At 65.4% G+C, this 12,773-nt stretch carries 15 protein-coding genes and 1 riboswitch; all 15 genes read right to left on the bottom strand.

Annotated elements, in window-relative coordinates; translation table 11 throughout:
• Positions 1-4: 4 nt before the first annotated feature.
• A complete protein-coding gene (gene hisG / locus A3AC_RS0123435) occupies positions 5-703 on the bottom strand; it encodes an ATP phosphoribosyltransferase (RefSeq protein WP_025601873.1) in 699 nt (232 codons plus the stop codon).
• The gene (gene murA, locus A3AC_RS0123430; RefSeq protein ID WP_025601872.1) at positions 700-1,962 is read right to left on the bottom strand and encodes a UDP-N-acetylglucosamine 1-carboxyvinyltransferase; all 1,263 of its coding nucleotides are present in this window, start codon (positions 1,960-1,962) and stop codon (positions 700-702) included. Before murA ends, hisG begins: the two co-directional genes overlap by 4 nt.
• Before the next feature lie 111 nt (positions 1,963-2,073).
• Positions 2,074-2,313: a BolA family protein gene (locus A3AC_RS0123425; protein WP_006052280.1), complete on the bottom strand. Its 240-nt coding sequence runs from the start codon at positions 2,311-2,313 to the stop codon at positions 2,074-2,076.
• 15 nt (positions 2,314-2,328) lie between these two features.
• The gene (locus A3AC_RS0123420) at positions 2,329-3,093 is read right to left on the bottom strand and encodes an ABC transporter permease (RefSeq protein ID WP_025601870.1); all 765 of its coding nucleotides are present in this window, start codon (positions 3,091-3,093) and stop codon (positions 2,329-2,331) included.
• Positions 3,090-4,022, bottom strand: coding sequence for an ABC transporter ATP-binding protein (locus tag A3AC_RS0123415; RefSeq protein WP_025601868.1), 933 nt, complete (start codon positions 4,020-4,022; stop codon positions 3,090-3,092). The genes A3AC_RS0123420 and A3AC_RS0123415 overlap by 4 nt, the downstream gene beginning before the upstream one ends.
• Positions 4,023-4,289: 267 nt before the next feature.
• A complete protein-coding gene (locus A3AC_RS0123410) occupies positions 4,290-4,601 on the bottom strand; it encodes an STAS domain-containing protein (protein WP_025601866.1) in 312 nt (103 codons plus the stop codon).
• Complete coding sequence (locus tag A3AC_RS0123405) at positions 4,598-5,230, bottom strand: MlaC/ttg2D family ABC transporter substrate-binding protein (RefSeq protein ID WP_025601865.1); 633 nt, start codon at positions 5,228-5,230, stop codon at positions 4,598-4,600. The genes A3AC_RS0123410 and A3AC_RS0123405 overlap by 4 nt, the downstream gene beginning before the upstream one ends.
• Positions 5,231-5,350: 120 nt before the next feature.
• Positions 5,351-6,430 carry an MlaA family lipoprotein gene (locus A3AC_RS0123400; protein WP_025601863.1) on the bottom strand — a complete coding sequence of 360 codons (1,080 nt, stop codon included), beginning with the start codon at positions 6,428-6,430 and terminating at the stop codon, positions 5,351-5,353.
• 11 nt (positions 6,431-6,441) lie between these two features.
• Positions 6,442-7,050: an outer membrane lipid asymmetry maintenance protein MlaD gene (gene mlaD / locus A3AC_RS0123395; RefSeq protein ID WP_025601862.1), complete on the bottom strand. Its 609-nt coding sequence runs from the start codon at positions 7,048-7,050 to the stop codon at positions 6,442-6,444.
• Between the two features lie 94 nt (positions 7,051-7,144).
• A complete protein-coding gene (gene mlaE, locus A3AC_RS0123390; protein ID WP_051361676.1) occupies positions 7,145-7,936 on the bottom strand; it encodes a lipid asymmetry maintenance ABC transporter permease subunit MlaE in 792 nt (263 codons plus the stop codon).
• Complete coding sequence (locus A3AC_RS0123385; protein ID WP_025601859.1) at positions 7,933-8,754, bottom strand: ABC transporter ATP-binding protein; 822 nt, start codon at positions 8,752-8,754, stop codon at positions 7,933-7,935. The genes mlaE and A3AC_RS0123385 overlap by 4 nt, the downstream gene beginning before the upstream one ends.
• A 92-nt stretch (positions 8,755-8,846) precedes the next feature.
• A complete protein-coding gene (gene thiE / locus A3AC_RS30220) occupies positions 8,847-9,959 on the bottom strand; it encodes a thiamine phosphate synthase (RefSeq protein ID WP_025601858.1) in 1,113 nt (370 codons plus the stop codon).
• Entirely contained in the window at positions 9,956-10,771 is an 816-nt protein-coding gene (locus A3AC_RS0123375; protein ID WP_025601856.1) for a thiazole synthase, read from the bottom strand. The genes thiE and A3AC_RS0123375 overlap by 4 nt, the downstream gene beginning before the upstream one ends.
• 147 nt (positions 10,772-10,918) lie before the next feature.
• A complete protein-coding gene (thiS, locus tag A3AC_RS0123370) occupies positions 10,919-11,116 on the bottom strand; it encodes a sulfur carrier protein ThiS (RefSeq protein ID WP_025601854.1) in 198 nt (65 codons plus the stop codon).
• Positions 11,117-11,185: 69 nt separating this feature from the next.
• Entirely contained in the window at positions 11,186-12,316 is a 1,131-nt protein-coding gene (locus A3AC_RS0123365; RefSeq protein ID WP_025601853.1) for an FAD-dependent oxidoreductase, read from the bottom strand.
• 219 nt (positions 12,317-12,535) lie between these two features.
• Positions 12,536-12,659, bottom strand: a riboswitch (TPP riboswitch).
• Positions 12,660-12,773 lie beyond the last annotated feature (114 nt).

Raw genomic sequence — 12,773 nt, 5'->3', positions numbered from 1 at the left:
GATGTCAGGCGGCGGCAAGGCCGGTTTTCGTCGCGCGTTCGAACGCGTCGAGAATCGGCCGCAATGCGGCGCGCTTGAGCTTCAGCGCCGCCTGGTTCACTACGAGGCGCGACGAAATCTGCATGATTTCCTCCACCTCCACGAGATTGTTCGCGCGCAAGGTATTGCCCGAGCTCACCAGGTCGACGATCGCATCCGCGAGGCCGACTAGCGGCGCCAGTTCCATCGAACCGTACAGCTTGATCAGATCGACGTGCACGCCCTTGGCGGCGAAATGCTCGCGTGCCGTCTCCACGTATTTGGTCGCGACGCGCAAGCGGGCGCCCTGGCGCACCGCGTTCACATAATCGAAACCCGCGGCCACCGCGACCGACATGCGGCAGCGCGCAATGTCCAGGTCCACCGGCTGATACAAGCCGCTGCCGCCGTGTTCCAGCAGCACGTCTTTGCCCGCGACGCCGAAATCAGCTGCGCCATATTCCACGTAGGTCGGCACGTCGGTCGCGCGCACGATGATCACGCGCAGATTCGCGTCGGTGGTCGGCAGGATCAGCTTGCGCGAGCTTTCCGGATCTTCGGCCACTTCAATACCGGCCGCGGCGAGAAGCGGCAGCGTTTCCTCAAAGATACGCCCCTTCGACAACGCCAGCGTGAGCGGCGCGCTCACCGCGGGCGAGTTCGAGGTTTGCGGCGTCGAGCTCATGCCTCGCTCCCGGAAACTCGACGCACCTTCGCGCCAATCGCGTTCAGCTTGGTTTCCATCCGGTCGTAACCGCGATCCAGATGGTAGATGCGGTCGATCAGCGTTTCGCCTTCCGCGCGCAACGCCGCGATCACGAGACTCGCCGACGCGCGCAGATCCGTCGCCATCACCTTCGCGCCGGAGAGCTTGTCGACGCCGGTCACGAGCGCGGTCTTGCCGTCCGTGGTGATGTTGGCGCCGAGGCGGTTCAGCTCCTGCACGTGCATGAAGCGGTTTTCGAAGATCGTTTCGACGACCTGCGCCTTGCCCTCCGCCACGGCGTTCAGCGCCATGAACTGCGCCTGCATGTCGGTCGGGAACGCCGGATATTCAGACGTGCGGAACGACACCGCGGTCGGACGCTTGTCCATGCGCACGCGCATCCAGTCGTCGCCTTCCTCGATCGTGACGCCCGCTTCGCGCAGCTTGGCCGTCACGGCTTCCAGAATCTGCGGACGCACCTTTCGCAGCGTGACGTCGCCGCCCGCCGCGGCTACCGCGCACAGGAACGTGCCGGCTTCGATCCGGTCCGGAATCACCGTGTGCTTCGCGCCGTGCAGCTTGTCCACGCCCTGAATCACCAGACGATCCGTGCCGATGCCTTCGATTCTGGCGCCCATCTGAACCAGCAGATGGGCCAGATCGCCGACTTCGGGCTCGCGCGCCGCGTTCTCGATGACCGTCTCGCCTTCCGCGAGCACCGCCGCCATCAGCAGATTTTCGGTGCCCGTCACCGTGATCATGTCGGTGATGATGCGCGCGCCTTTCAGACGCTTGGCGCGCGCTTCGATGAAGCCGTGCTCGATCGTGATCTCAGCGCCCATTGCCTGCAGGCCCTTGATGTGCTGATCCACGGGACGCGCGCCGATTGCGCAACCGCCCGGCAGCGACACGCGCGCCTGGCCGAAACGGGCGACGAGCGGCCCGAGCACGAGGATCGACGCGCGCATGGTTTTCACCATTTCATACGGCGCGACGAGGTTGTCGACCTTCGACGCGTCGAGCGACACGCGGCCCTCGCCGCTTTCGATGCGCACGCCCATCTGCCCGAGCAGCTTGAGCATGGTGCGCACGTCCTGCAGATCGGGCACGTTGTCGAGCTGCACCGGCTCCGCGCTCAGCAGACCCGCGCACAGAATCGGCAACGCCGCGTTCTTCGCACCCGAGACAACGACCTCACCCGACAGCGGGTAGCCACCTTCAATGACGAGTTTGTCCATGCCTGTCTGTTCCTGATCGACCCGGACCTGAGCCGGGACTGCTTGAATTGTGTTCGGCGCGCCGCTGCCGGCGTCGCGCCCTTCCTGAGTAATTCGCACTAAATTTCCAGATTACGCGTTCTGCCATTCGGCGGGCGTCAGCGTTTTCATGCTGAGCGCGTGGATTTCTTCGCGCATGCGGTCGCCGAGCGCCGCGTACACGAGTTGATGACGCTGGATCAGCCGCTTGCCCTCGAAGCTCGGCGAAACGATGGTCGCAAAGAAATGCTGACCGTCGCCTTCGACTTCGAGATGCTGGCAGGCGAGCCCAGCGGCTATGTATTGCTTGACCTGTTCGGGAGTCGGCAACATGAGAGAAGCTCCTCGTCAGTGGCGCAGCTTGTAGCCGGATGCGAGCATGCGCATCGCCACCACGGCCAGCACCACGAAGAAACCGGCGACAATCGCAAGGCTCGCGAGCGGATCGATATCCGACATCCCGAAGAAACCGTAGCGAAAGCCGTCGATCATGTAGAAAAACGGATTGAGCCGCGACACCTCGCGCCACACCGGCGGCAGCGTATGCGTCGAGTAGAACACGCCGGAGAGAAACGTGAGCGGCATGATCAGAAAGTTCTGGAACGCGGCGAGCTGGTCGAATTTCTCGGCCCAGATGCCCGCAATCAGACCGAGCGTGCCGAGAATCGCCGCGCCGCAAATCGCAAACAGAATGATGTAGAGCGGCGCCGCGAAACTCACCGGCACGAACCAGATCGTCACGATGAACACGCCGAAGCCGACCGCGAGGCCGCGCGCGACCGCCGCGAGCACGTAGGCTGCGAACATCTCGTAGTGCGAAAGCGGCGGCAGCAGCACGAACACCAGATTACCGGTGATTTTCGACTGGATCAGCGAAGAAGAACTGTTCGCAAACGCATTCTGCAGCACGCTCATCATCACGAGGCCCGGCACGAGGAAGCTCGTGTATTCGACGCCCGGATAAACCTGCACGTGATTGCGCAGCGCGTGGCCGAAAATGGTCAGATACAGCAGCGCCGTGATGATAGGCGCGAGCACCGTCTGGAATGACACTTTCCAGAAGCGCAAAATTTCTTTGTAGAACAGCGTGCCGAAACCGCTATAGCCGCTCATGCGAGCCCCTCGATTACTTCCGGACCGTTCATTACCTGAACGAATACGTCTTCGAGGTCGGCTTTGCGGACCTCGATTTCTTCGAACGTACAGCCTGCTGCACGGCATTGCGCGAGAATTTTCTCGACGTCGTCATAGCTCGCGAGGCGCAGCAGGTGCTGGCGGCCATTGCCGTTGCCTGCGCCGCCTTCGGCTTCGAGCAGCCGCAGTTCAGCGGGCAGTACGCCTTGCGCGAAGCGCACGAACAACTGCATGCCGGCAAAGCGTTGCAGCAGCGTGCTCGTGCGATCGAGCGCCACCACCTCGCCGCGACGCAGCATGGCGATGCGGTCGCACAGCGACTCGGCCTCTTCCAGATAGTGCGTGGTCAGCACGATGGTATGGCCTTCGCGATTCAGGCGCGAAATGAACTTCCACAGCGTTTGGCGCAATTCGACGTCGACGCCGGCAGTCGGCTCGTCGAGCACGATGACGGGCGGCCGGTGCACCAGCGCCTGCGCGACCAGCACGCGGCGCTTCATGCCGCCCGACAGCGCGCGCATGTTGGCATCGGCTTTATCCGTGAGATCGAGGTTGGCCATGATCTCGTCGATCCACGCGTCGTTGTTGCGCAGCCCGTAGTAGCCGGACTGGATGCGCAACGTTTCGCGCACGGTGAAGAACGGATCGAACACGAGTTCCTGCGGCACCACGCCCAACGCGCGACGGGCCGCGCGGAAATCGTCGACCACGTCGTGGCCGCGCACGGCGATGCTGCCTTCGTCCGCGCGCGCGAGGCCCGCGAGAATGCTGATGAGCGTTGTCTTGCCCGCGCCGTTCGGACCGAGCAGCCCGAAGAACTCGCCTTCTTCCACCGTGAGGCTGACGCCCTTGAGCGCCTGCAAGTCCTTGTAGCGCTTTTTGACGTTACGAATTTCTATGGCTGACATGACAGTGCGCCGCGTGCATCGCGGCGCTTAAAGGAGCCCTGGGCGGGCGCAAAGTGCTGGAAAGAAACGGAGTCGGGGCGGGTTGGGTGGCCCGAACCATGCCCCAAAAAACGGTTGATTATAGGGCAAAACCTGCCGGCCCTATCTCAGTTGGGGGGATTCGAACAGGCGCGATCAGCGCGCCGGGCGATGCGAGCGCCGCCCTGGCGGCCAGCGCTCTGTAAGACAAGAACCGGGCGGTGGGACCGCCGGCAGGCGCCGAATCGCTCAGTCGGCGCGACCGTCATTCATGGCACCGGCGATCAGCGTGTCCACGCCGTAGGCTTGTGCGAGACTGGCCAGCCCGGCCGGCAGATTGTGAACTTCGAACGCGCCGCCGCGCGCCTCGCCGGCTCGCCGCCACGCGAGAAGCACAGCCAGCGCCGAGGAATCGAACTGCGTAAGCGGCGCGCAGTCGACGCCGCGCGCGCCTGCCGCGATCCGCTCCAGCCCCGCCGCGAGCGCGGCGCTCGCGCTCGCGTGGGTCAGCGTCGCGCCGCTCGCGAAGCGATTGGCGACGGGGCTCAGCACTTCGCTCACGACTGCTTGCCCGCGGCGAGTTGCTGGTTGCGCTGCGTGAGGAACTGGATCAGTCCGTCGACGCCCTTCTGCTGGATCTGCTCGTTGAACTGCTGCTGATAAGCCTGGATCAGCCACGCGCCGAGCACGTTGATGTCATACACGCGCCAGCCTTGCGGCGTCTTGTAGAGACGATAGTCCAGCTCGATCGGCGAACCGTTGTTCATGACGACCGAACGCACCACCGTGTCGGTGTCGTCCGGGTTCATGCGGAACGGCTTGTACTGGATCTGCTGGTCGCGCACCTGCGCGAGCGCGCCCGAATACGTGCGGATCAGCAGCATCTTGAACTGTTCGACCACCTGAGCCTGCTGCTCGGGCGTCGCCGTGCGCCAGTTGCGGCCCATCGCCAGTTGCGTGGTGCGGCGGAAGTCGGTGTACGGCAGGATCTTTTCGTTGACGAGACGCGTGATATGCGAAATGTCGCCCTGCTGGATCGACTTGTCCGCACGCACTGCGTCGATCACCTGCTGGGTCACCGTTTTGATGAGTACGTCAGGCGCGCTGCTGTCCACAGCTTGCGCCGATGCGCCGGCACTCATGAACGAGAACAACGCGGCAAACAACGGAATGAGGAAGAATTTTTTCATATCGAGCCTTGCGTAAAAAATAGTGCAACCGTTTGAGCGGACATTAACACGCGAGTTCAGCGGCAATCCATGCGCAAACTGCGAGAGTCGTATCGATCTGTTACGGCCGCACCGCCGCCGTCAACGCAACTTGAACGACGGAAAGTTGAAGCGCGTGGGCGGCACCAGTTGCCCCGCCGGGATTTGCGTGGTTTCCGGACCGCCGTTGATGTCGAGCGGCGGCGTCTCAGCAGCGCCCGAAGCGGCTTGGGGCGCGGCCGCGTTGTTGGCGGCGTTGTTGGCGGCGTTGTCGGTCCCCGCCGCACCCGAAGCCGTCTGCGGTGGCGTCGCGGCGCTCGCGCCGGACGCCGCCGGCGCCTTCGCAGCAGCACTGCCCGTTCCCGCCGCGCCCGCCGTTCCGGTCACCGCGCCTGCCGGCGCGCCGGCGGCCGTGCCGTCGACGTCGTCGTACTTCGGCAGCGGCGCTTCATCGCCATAGTTCGGCAGCGCCTGCGACTGCTTGCCATCCGACAACAAATACTGGCGACGCTGCAGATACGCGTTGCGCACGAACGAATATTTGTCCAGCGCGGCGCCTTCCAGCACGTCGCTCGCATTCAGCAGATTCGCGCGCGTGTTGACGATGTTCAGGCCGTACAGCGCCCAGCTCAGGCCCGGTGGATCGACATAGCTGAGCGGGTTCACATAGTAATTGCCGATCGAGCCGACCGCGTCGCGCACGGTGCTCGGGCCAAAGAGCGGCAGGACCAGATACGGACCCGCCGGCACGCCGTAGTGGCCGAGCGTGAGCCCGAGGTCGTTGTCGTGCTTGGGCAGCTTGGCGAGCGTGGCCACGTCGAACAGGCCGCCGACACCGAAGACCGTGTTGATCACGATCCGCATGATGTCCTCTACGCCGTCGGTGATCTTCAACTGCAGCAGATTGTTCGCCGCAATGTAGACGTCGCCGATGTTCGAGAAGAAGTTTGTCACGCTGTCGCGCACCGGCTGCGGCGTGATGAACACGTAGCCCTTGGCGACCGGCTTCAGCGCGTACTGGTCGAGCTTGTCGTTGACGGTGAAGATGGTGCGGTTGAGGCCCTCGAGCGGATCGCCCTTGGTCGGCGTCTGCACCGTGGTGCAGCCGGCGAGCGCCGCGGCCGCGACGGCCAGTTTGGCCACCCGGAAGACGCGTGCGCCTCCGGCCTGTAAGGTCTGCATTGTTGTTCTCCTTATTGACCGGCCGAGCCGGAAGCGGGCACAGCCGCCGCGGGCGCCGGCGCAGGGGCCGCCGCCGGTGCCGTCTGTGCCGTCGGTGCCGCCGGTGCCGTCTGTGCCGTCGGTGCCGTCGGTGCCGTCGATGCGGCGCCCGGCTTCGATGCGCCCGAATCGGCCGCTTTGCTGTAGAGGAACTGTCCGATCAGGTTTTCGAGCACGATTGCCGATTGCGTCATGGAAATCGTGTCGCCGGCTTTAAGCACCTCGGAATCGCCGCCCGGCTCGAGCCCGATGTATTGCTCGCCGAGCAGCCCGGAAGTCAGGATCTTCGCCGACGTATCTTTCGGAAACTGGTATTGCCTGTCGATGTCGATCGTGACGAGCGCCTGATAAGCATTGCTGTCGAAACCAATCGAGGCGACCCGGCCGACCGTCACGCCCGCGCTCTTCACAGGCGCGCGCGCCTTCAATCCGCCGATATTGTCGAACTTCAGCTTGACCGGATAGGTCGCCTGGAACGACAGCGAACTCATGTTGCCGGCCTTCAGTGCGAGAAACAGCAACGCCACAAAACCCAACACCACGAACAGGCCGACCCAGAAGTCGAGAGCAGTCTTTTTCATTGTCATCCCAAAGTGAATCCGCCGCGCCGTCGTCGCTCCACCGTTGCTCCGCCGCGCGCGCCCAGCGCCGCAGCGTCCGGCAGCCAACGCAGTCTTAGCTGAACATCAGCGCGGTCAGCAGAAAATCGAGGCCGAGCACCGCGAGCGACGCGTACACGACCGTTTTGGTCGTGGCGCGCGACACGCCTTCCGGCGTGGGCCGCGCTTCGTAGCCCTGGAAGAGCGCCACGAACGTCACGGCAAGGCCGAACACCACGCTTTTGACGACGCCCGCGCCCACGTCGCGCCAGACGTCCACGCCGCCTTGCATTTGCGACCAGAACGCGCCGGCGTCCACACCGATCAGCAGCACGCCGACCACATAGCCGCCGGTCACGCCGACCGCACTGAAAATCGCCGCGAGAATCGGCATAGAAATAATGCCGGCCCACAGACGCGGCGCGACCACGACCTTGACCGGGTCGACCGCCATCATTTCCATTGCGGTCAATTGCTCGCCGGCCTTCATGAGACCGATCTCGGCGGTGAGCGACGTGCCGGCGCGGCCGGCGAACAGCAGCGCCGTGACCACCGGCCCGAGTTCGCGCACGAGCGAAAGCGCGACGAGCAGCCCGAGCGCCTGTTCGGAGCCGTAGCGGTTCAAGGTGTAGTAGCCCTGCAAGCCAAGCACGAAGCCGACGAACAGCCCCGATACCGCGATGATCACCAGCGAATAATTACCCACGAAGTGGATCTGCTTCGTGACAAGGCGCGGACGGCGCAGCAGCGGAAAGAATTCGAATAGCAGCCGGAAGAAAAAGCGCGTCGCATAGCCGGCCGTGCCGAGGCCGTCGAGCACCGAGCGGCCGACTGTGCGGATCGATGAGTTGATCAACGAGCCGATCATGACTGACCTCCGCCCACGCCGAAGTCCGCCGCGAGCGGCGTCCTGCTCGGATAGTGGAATTTGAACGGGCCGTCAGGCGCGCCGTCGATGAACTGCCGCACCGTCGGATCGGTCGACGCGCGCAGCTCCGCCGGCGTACCCTCGGCATGAACGCCGCCGTTGGCGAGGAAGTACACGTAGTCGGCGATCGCGAACGACTCCGGCACGTCGTGAGTCACCAGAATGGACGTCGCGCCGAGCGCCTGATTGAGCGCGCGGATCAGGTTGGCGGTGATGCCGAGCGAGATCGGGTCGAGGCCGGCGAACGGCTCGTCGTACATCATCAGTTCGGGATCGAGGGCGATGGCGCGCGCAAGCGCCACACGCCGCGCCATGCCGCCGGAAATTTCCGAAGGCAGCAGGTCGCGCGCGCCGCGCAGGCCGACGGCGTTGAGCTTCATCAACACCAGGTCGCGGATCAGTTCCTCGGGAAGGTCGGTGTGCTCGCGCAGCGCAAACGCCACGTTCTCGAACACCGACATGTCCGTGAACAGCGCGCCGAACTGGAACAGCATGCCCATCTTGCGGCGCAGCGCGTACAAGCCCTCGCGGGTCTGGCCGCCGACGTCCTCGCCGTGAAACAGAATCTCGCCGCGCTGCGCGCGCACGAGACCGCCGATCAGCCGCAGCACCGTGGTCTTGCCGCAGCCCGAACCGCCCATGACCGCGACAACCTGCCCGCGCTGAAAGCGCAGATTCAGGTTCGACAGTACGAGCCGGTCGCCGTAACCGAAGTCGACGTCGCGCAGTTCGAGAAGAGTCTCGGAAGAGGAAGACACTGACTGACAGTCCTTTTACACGGAAGGCCGAATTATAGGGCCATCATGCAAAAGTTGCCGTGAGGTGCCCTCTCCTTATCGATACGGGACGATTATTGCGTAAACGCTTGTTGCAGCGCAGAAACGGCGGCAGCGGGATCCGGCGCTTCGGTCACTGCGCGCACCACTGCCGCGCAACCGACGCCGGTCGCGAGCACCTCGGGCAGCACCTGCAGATCGATTCCGCCGATCGCCACGAGCGGCACCACGCCCTCCAGCAGCCGCACGTAGCGCGCAAGACGCTTGAGGCCTTGCGGCGCCGTCGGCATGACCTTGGTGGTGGTCGGGAACACTGCGCCCAAGGCGATATAGCTGGGGCGGAAATGCAGCGCCTTCAGAATCTCGTAGAAGCCGTGCGTCGACAGCCCGAGGCGGATGCCGGCCGCCGCCAGCGCCGACAGGTCGGCCGTGTGCACGTCCTCCTGGCCGAGATGCACGCCGTATGCGCCTGCCTCGAGCGCGGCCTGCCAGTGATCGTTGATGAAGACCTGTGCGTCGTGACGCCGGCCCGCCGCCACGCAGCGGGCGATTTCGCGCTTGAGTTCGTCGGCGGGATGGGCCGATTTGCGGCGCAATTGCACCGTCTTCACGCCAAAGCCAAGCACGCGCTCAACCCACTCCGCGCTCGGCAGCACCGGATACAGCCCGAGCCGCTCGGGGCAGCGCGGGAACGCCTCGGACGGCGCCTGCGGCAGACCGGCCAGTCGCGGAAACGTCGCGAGATCGCAAGGGAAGGAGTCACCACCGGCATGGGTGCGGGTTTCGTCGCCGTCGCGCCACGCCAGCGCCAGCACGAGCGCGTCATGCGGATCGAAGCCGCAATCCAGAAACGCGGCAAGCGCGGGAATCCAGTCCTCCGCGAGATGCCCTTCGAGCTGGTATTTTTCGCCGCCCAGGTGCAGCGTCGCGTTGTGCTCGGCGGCTTCGACCACCGCTGCGCCTTGCATGAGCCAGGCCGCCATGAGTTCACCGTGCCGCGCGGCGTCCAGGATCACGATCAGATCGCCGCCGTTCGGCTCGTCCGGGGCGGTCAGGCAGATGCGCCACGGCGCATGCGTGGGCGGCCAGTCGCCGAGGCGGGCGCGGATGCGCTCGGTGGCTTCGGTGAGTTCGTCGGCGGGCGGCCAGAACAGGTCGCGGTCTTTCAGAGCCAATGTCTGCGTCATGCGGCGCTCCCGTCCTGATGCCAGAACGGCATGCCGATCACCGGCGTGCTCGCGTGCGCGCTTTCGCGCTCTGCCATAGGTCCGGCGAGGAACGCCTCGCGGCCCGCCTCGACACCCAGCGCAAACGCGCGCGCCATGGCCTCGGGATGCGTGGCCTGCGACACGGCCGTGTTGAGAAGCACGCCGTCGAAGCCCCATTCCATCACCTGCGCCGCATGCGACGGCACGCCGAGTCCGGCGTCGACGATCAGCGGCACGTCGGGCAGCCGTTCGCGCAAGACGCGCAGGCCATACGGATTGATCACGCCCTTGCCGGTGCCGATCGGCGCGCCCCACGGCATCAGCGCCTCGCAACCAGCGTCCAGCAGACGGCGGCCGATCACCAAGTCTTCGGTGCAGTACGGCAGCACCTTGAAGCCGTCCTTGACGAGCTTCGCGGCCGCCTCGATCAGGCCGACCGGATCGGGCTGCAGCGTGTAGTCGTCACCGATCAGTTCCAGTTTGATCCACTCGGTTTCGAAAATTTCCCGGGCCATATGCGCGGTCGTCACCGCTTCGCCGACGGTCAGGCAGCCGGCCGTGTTGGGCAGCAGCGGCACGCCGTGGCGCTTGAGCAGATCGAAGAAGCCGGCTTCGGCGCCGCCTTCGTTCATTTGCCGGCGCAGCGCGACGGTCACCATGCCGGGCCGCGCGGCGTCGATCGAATCCGACAGCGATTGCAGCGACGGATAGCGCGACGTGCCGAGCAGCACGCGGCTCGCGAAGGTCTGGCCGTAGAGCGTGAGCGCGTCGACGGTTTGGGGGGAAGTCATTTGCATCATCTGGTCTCCTGCAATGCAAGACGGGGCTTTTGCGGATCAGCGTGGATTAGCGTGGATTAGCGCGGTCGCTGCGTGGTCGTTGCGTGGTCGTTGCGTGGCGATTGCCTCGCGTTCAGGCCGGTTATTGCGCAACCGCGCTCAGCCGCCGGCCACCGGCTGCACGACGTCCAGCCTGTCGCCCGGCTGCAACGCGCGCGCCGCATGCTGCGTGCGCGCGACGAAATCGCCGTTCAGCGCGACGGCAAACGGCGGCCGCGCGCCGTACAGGGTGAGCGCATCGGCGACAGTCGCGCCTTCGGGCAGCGACAACGGCTTCTGATTGATATGAATATCCATGGCGTTCAAATACAGTTCAGTCGATGGCCAATCCGCGAGCGAGCGCGGCGCCGCGCCACGAGCCGGCGCTCATGCCGGCTCCCGCGCGCGGTCCTGCTGGAACAGCTCGCTCCAGCGCGCGCCGCGCTGCCAGTCCGCGAACGCGTCGGCGTCGCCGATGCGCCCGTCCAGCAGCGCCGCCGCGAAACGCGCGGCTTCGTCGGCGACTTCGGGCACGATCATGTAGCCGTGCCGGTACAGCCCGTTCACGCGCAGCGTCTGGCCGCCGTCCCACAGCAGCGCGGGCCGATGATCGGGCAAGGTCGGACGGCACTGCGAATTCAGTTCGAGAATGCGCGCCTCGCCAAAGCCGGGATGCACCGAAAACGCCGCGCTCAGCAGCTCCAGCGCGGAGCGCACGCTGACGGGCGACATGTCTTCGCCTTCCACTTCTGTCGCGCCGATCACGTAGAGATCGTCCTGCTTCGGCGCGATATAGAGCGGATAGCGCGGATGCAACAGCCGCACCGGCCGCGTCAGATGGATGCCCGGCGCGTGCACGCGCGCCACTTCGCCGCGGATGCCGCGCAGCGTCGGCAGCACGGGCTTGGCGCCGAGACCGCGGCAGTCGATCGTAATGCGCGCCGGAGGCAGCGCGTCTTCGCGCACAGGCGTATTCCAGTGTGTTTCGACGCCGCGTTGCGCGAGGCCCGCCGCGAGCGCGGCAAGCACCTGGCGGTTGTCCAGTTGTCCCTCGCGCGGCAACAGCCAGCCCTGGTTGAAACGCCCCGCGAGCGCAGGTTCCGCTGCGCCGAGTTGCGCGCCTGCGAGCGTGACGAAGCCGCCGTCGAGCAATCCGGCCGGCGCGTTCGCGCGCACGCGTCTTTCGAATAACGGCGCCTCGGTTCGATCCGCGTGATGCCAGACCACGAGCGTGCCATTGCGCTGGAAGAACACCGGCTCCGGCAGCTCGGCCAGCACTTGCGGCCACGTTTCGAGCGATGCCGCGCCCAATCGCGTAATCAGAAGTTCGGCACTGGCGGCTTCGGCGAGCGGCGCCAGCATGGCCGCGGCGACCCACGCGGCGGCCTGCGAACCGGCGGCGTCGCCGCGCTCATACAGCGCCACGCGATGCCCTTCGCCGGCGAGCCGCCATGCGACGAGGCGCCCGCACAGGCCGCCGCCGAGCACGGCGAAATCGGGTTGGGCAGCGCGGCTCATTGGGCTCGCTCCAACTGAATGCGGTGGGCAATAGCAATGCAGCGCGCGTGACTGACAGCGCGACAAGGAGCAAAACACATAACTGAGTAATAGGCGGTCATCGAGTCCTTTCCGTACGGCCAAAAAGAAGCGCGTACCCAGGACGAAACCGGCGGGCGAGGCCGGCCGGGCAACAGGCGTGCTTGGTTGAAGTACGCCGCCCGGCGGGGAATGGAAGACTGGCTGCTTCCGGAAACTTCCCGCGCCGGTATTACCCGGATCGGGTGCAAAGGGTCTCTCTCAGCCTCGCTGCCGCAGCGTGAGAATCACGCCGCTCAAGTGCGAAGCACCCCTGTTTCGTCAAAGGTCATTAGACCATAAAAGGCGCGGCGCTCGCAAACGAGCGGTGCATCGCCTCTCACGCGACTTGATCCGGCACCACCTTTTGCGCCGTTGCGCTTCCGCGCGACGGCCGGCT

Origin of the sequence: Burkholderia sp. WSM2230 (assembly GCF_000472445.1) — a bacterium.
Classification (GTDB): domain Bacteria; phylum Pseudomonadota; class Gammaproteobacteria; order Burkholderiales; family Burkholderiaceae; genus Paraburkholderia.
The sequence above is the reverse complement of the archived record's forward strand: the minus strand, read 5'-3'. Positions and strand labels throughout refer to the sequence as shown.

What these genes read in the sequence shown, in the direction of transcription:
- hisG (WP_025601873.1), bottom strand. Translation starts at nt 703, where the DNA reads ATGAGCTCGACGCCGCAAACCTCGAACTCGCCCGCGGTGAGCGCGCCG.
- murA (WP_025601872.1), bottom strand. Translation starts at nt 1,962, where the DNA reads ATGGACAAACTCGTCATTGAAGGTGGCTACCCGCTGTCGGGTGAGGTC.
- A3AC_RS0123425 (WP_006052280.1), bottom strand. Translation starts at nt 2,313, where the DNA reads ATGTTGCCGACTCCCGAACAGGTCAAGCAATACATAGCCGCTGGGCTC.
- A3AC_RS0123420 (WP_025601870.1), bottom strand. Translation starts at nt 3,093, where the DNA reads ATGAGCGGCTATAGCGGTTTCGGCACGCTGTTCTACAAAGAAATTTTG.
- A3AC_RS0123415 (WP_025601868.1), bottom strand. Translation starts at nt 4,022, where the DNA reads ATGTCAGCCATAGAAATTCGTAACGTCAAAAAGCGCTACAAGGACTTG.
- A3AC_RS0123405 (WP_025601865.1), bottom strand. Translation starts at nt 5,230, where the DNA reads ATGAAAAAATTCTTCCTCATTCCGTTGTTTGCCGCGTTGTTCTCGTTC.
- A3AC_RS0123400 (WP_025601863.1), bottom strand. Translation starts at nt 6,430, where the DNA reads ATGCAGACCTTACAGGCCGGAGGCGCACGCGTCTTCCGGGTGGCCAAA.
- mlaD (WP_025601862.1), bottom strand. Translation starts at nt 7,050, where the DNA reads ATGAAAAAGACTGCTCTCGACTTCTGGGTCGGCCTGTTCGTGGTGTTG.
- mlaE (WP_051361676.1), bottom strand. Translation starts at nt 7,936, where the DNA reads ATGATCGGCTCGTTGATCAACTCATCGATCCGCACAGTCGGCCGCTCG.
- thiE (WP_025601858.1), bottom strand. Translation starts at nt 9,959, where the DNA reads ATGACGCAGACATTGGCTCTGAAAGACCGCGACCTGTTCTGGCCGCCC.
- A3AC_RS0123375 (WP_025601856.1), bottom strand. Translation starts at nt 10,771, where the DNA reads ATGACTTCCCCCCAAACCGTCGACGCGCTCACGCTCTACGGCCAGACC.
- thiS (WP_025601854.1), bottom strand. Translation starts at nt 11,116, where the DNA reads ATGGATATTCATATCAATCAGAAGCCGTTGTCGCTGCCCGAAGGCGCG.
- A3AC_RS0123365 (WP_025601853.1), bottom strand. Translation starts at nt 12,316, where the DNA reads ATGAGCCGCGCTGCCCAACCCGATTTCGCCGTGCTCGGCGGCGGCCTG.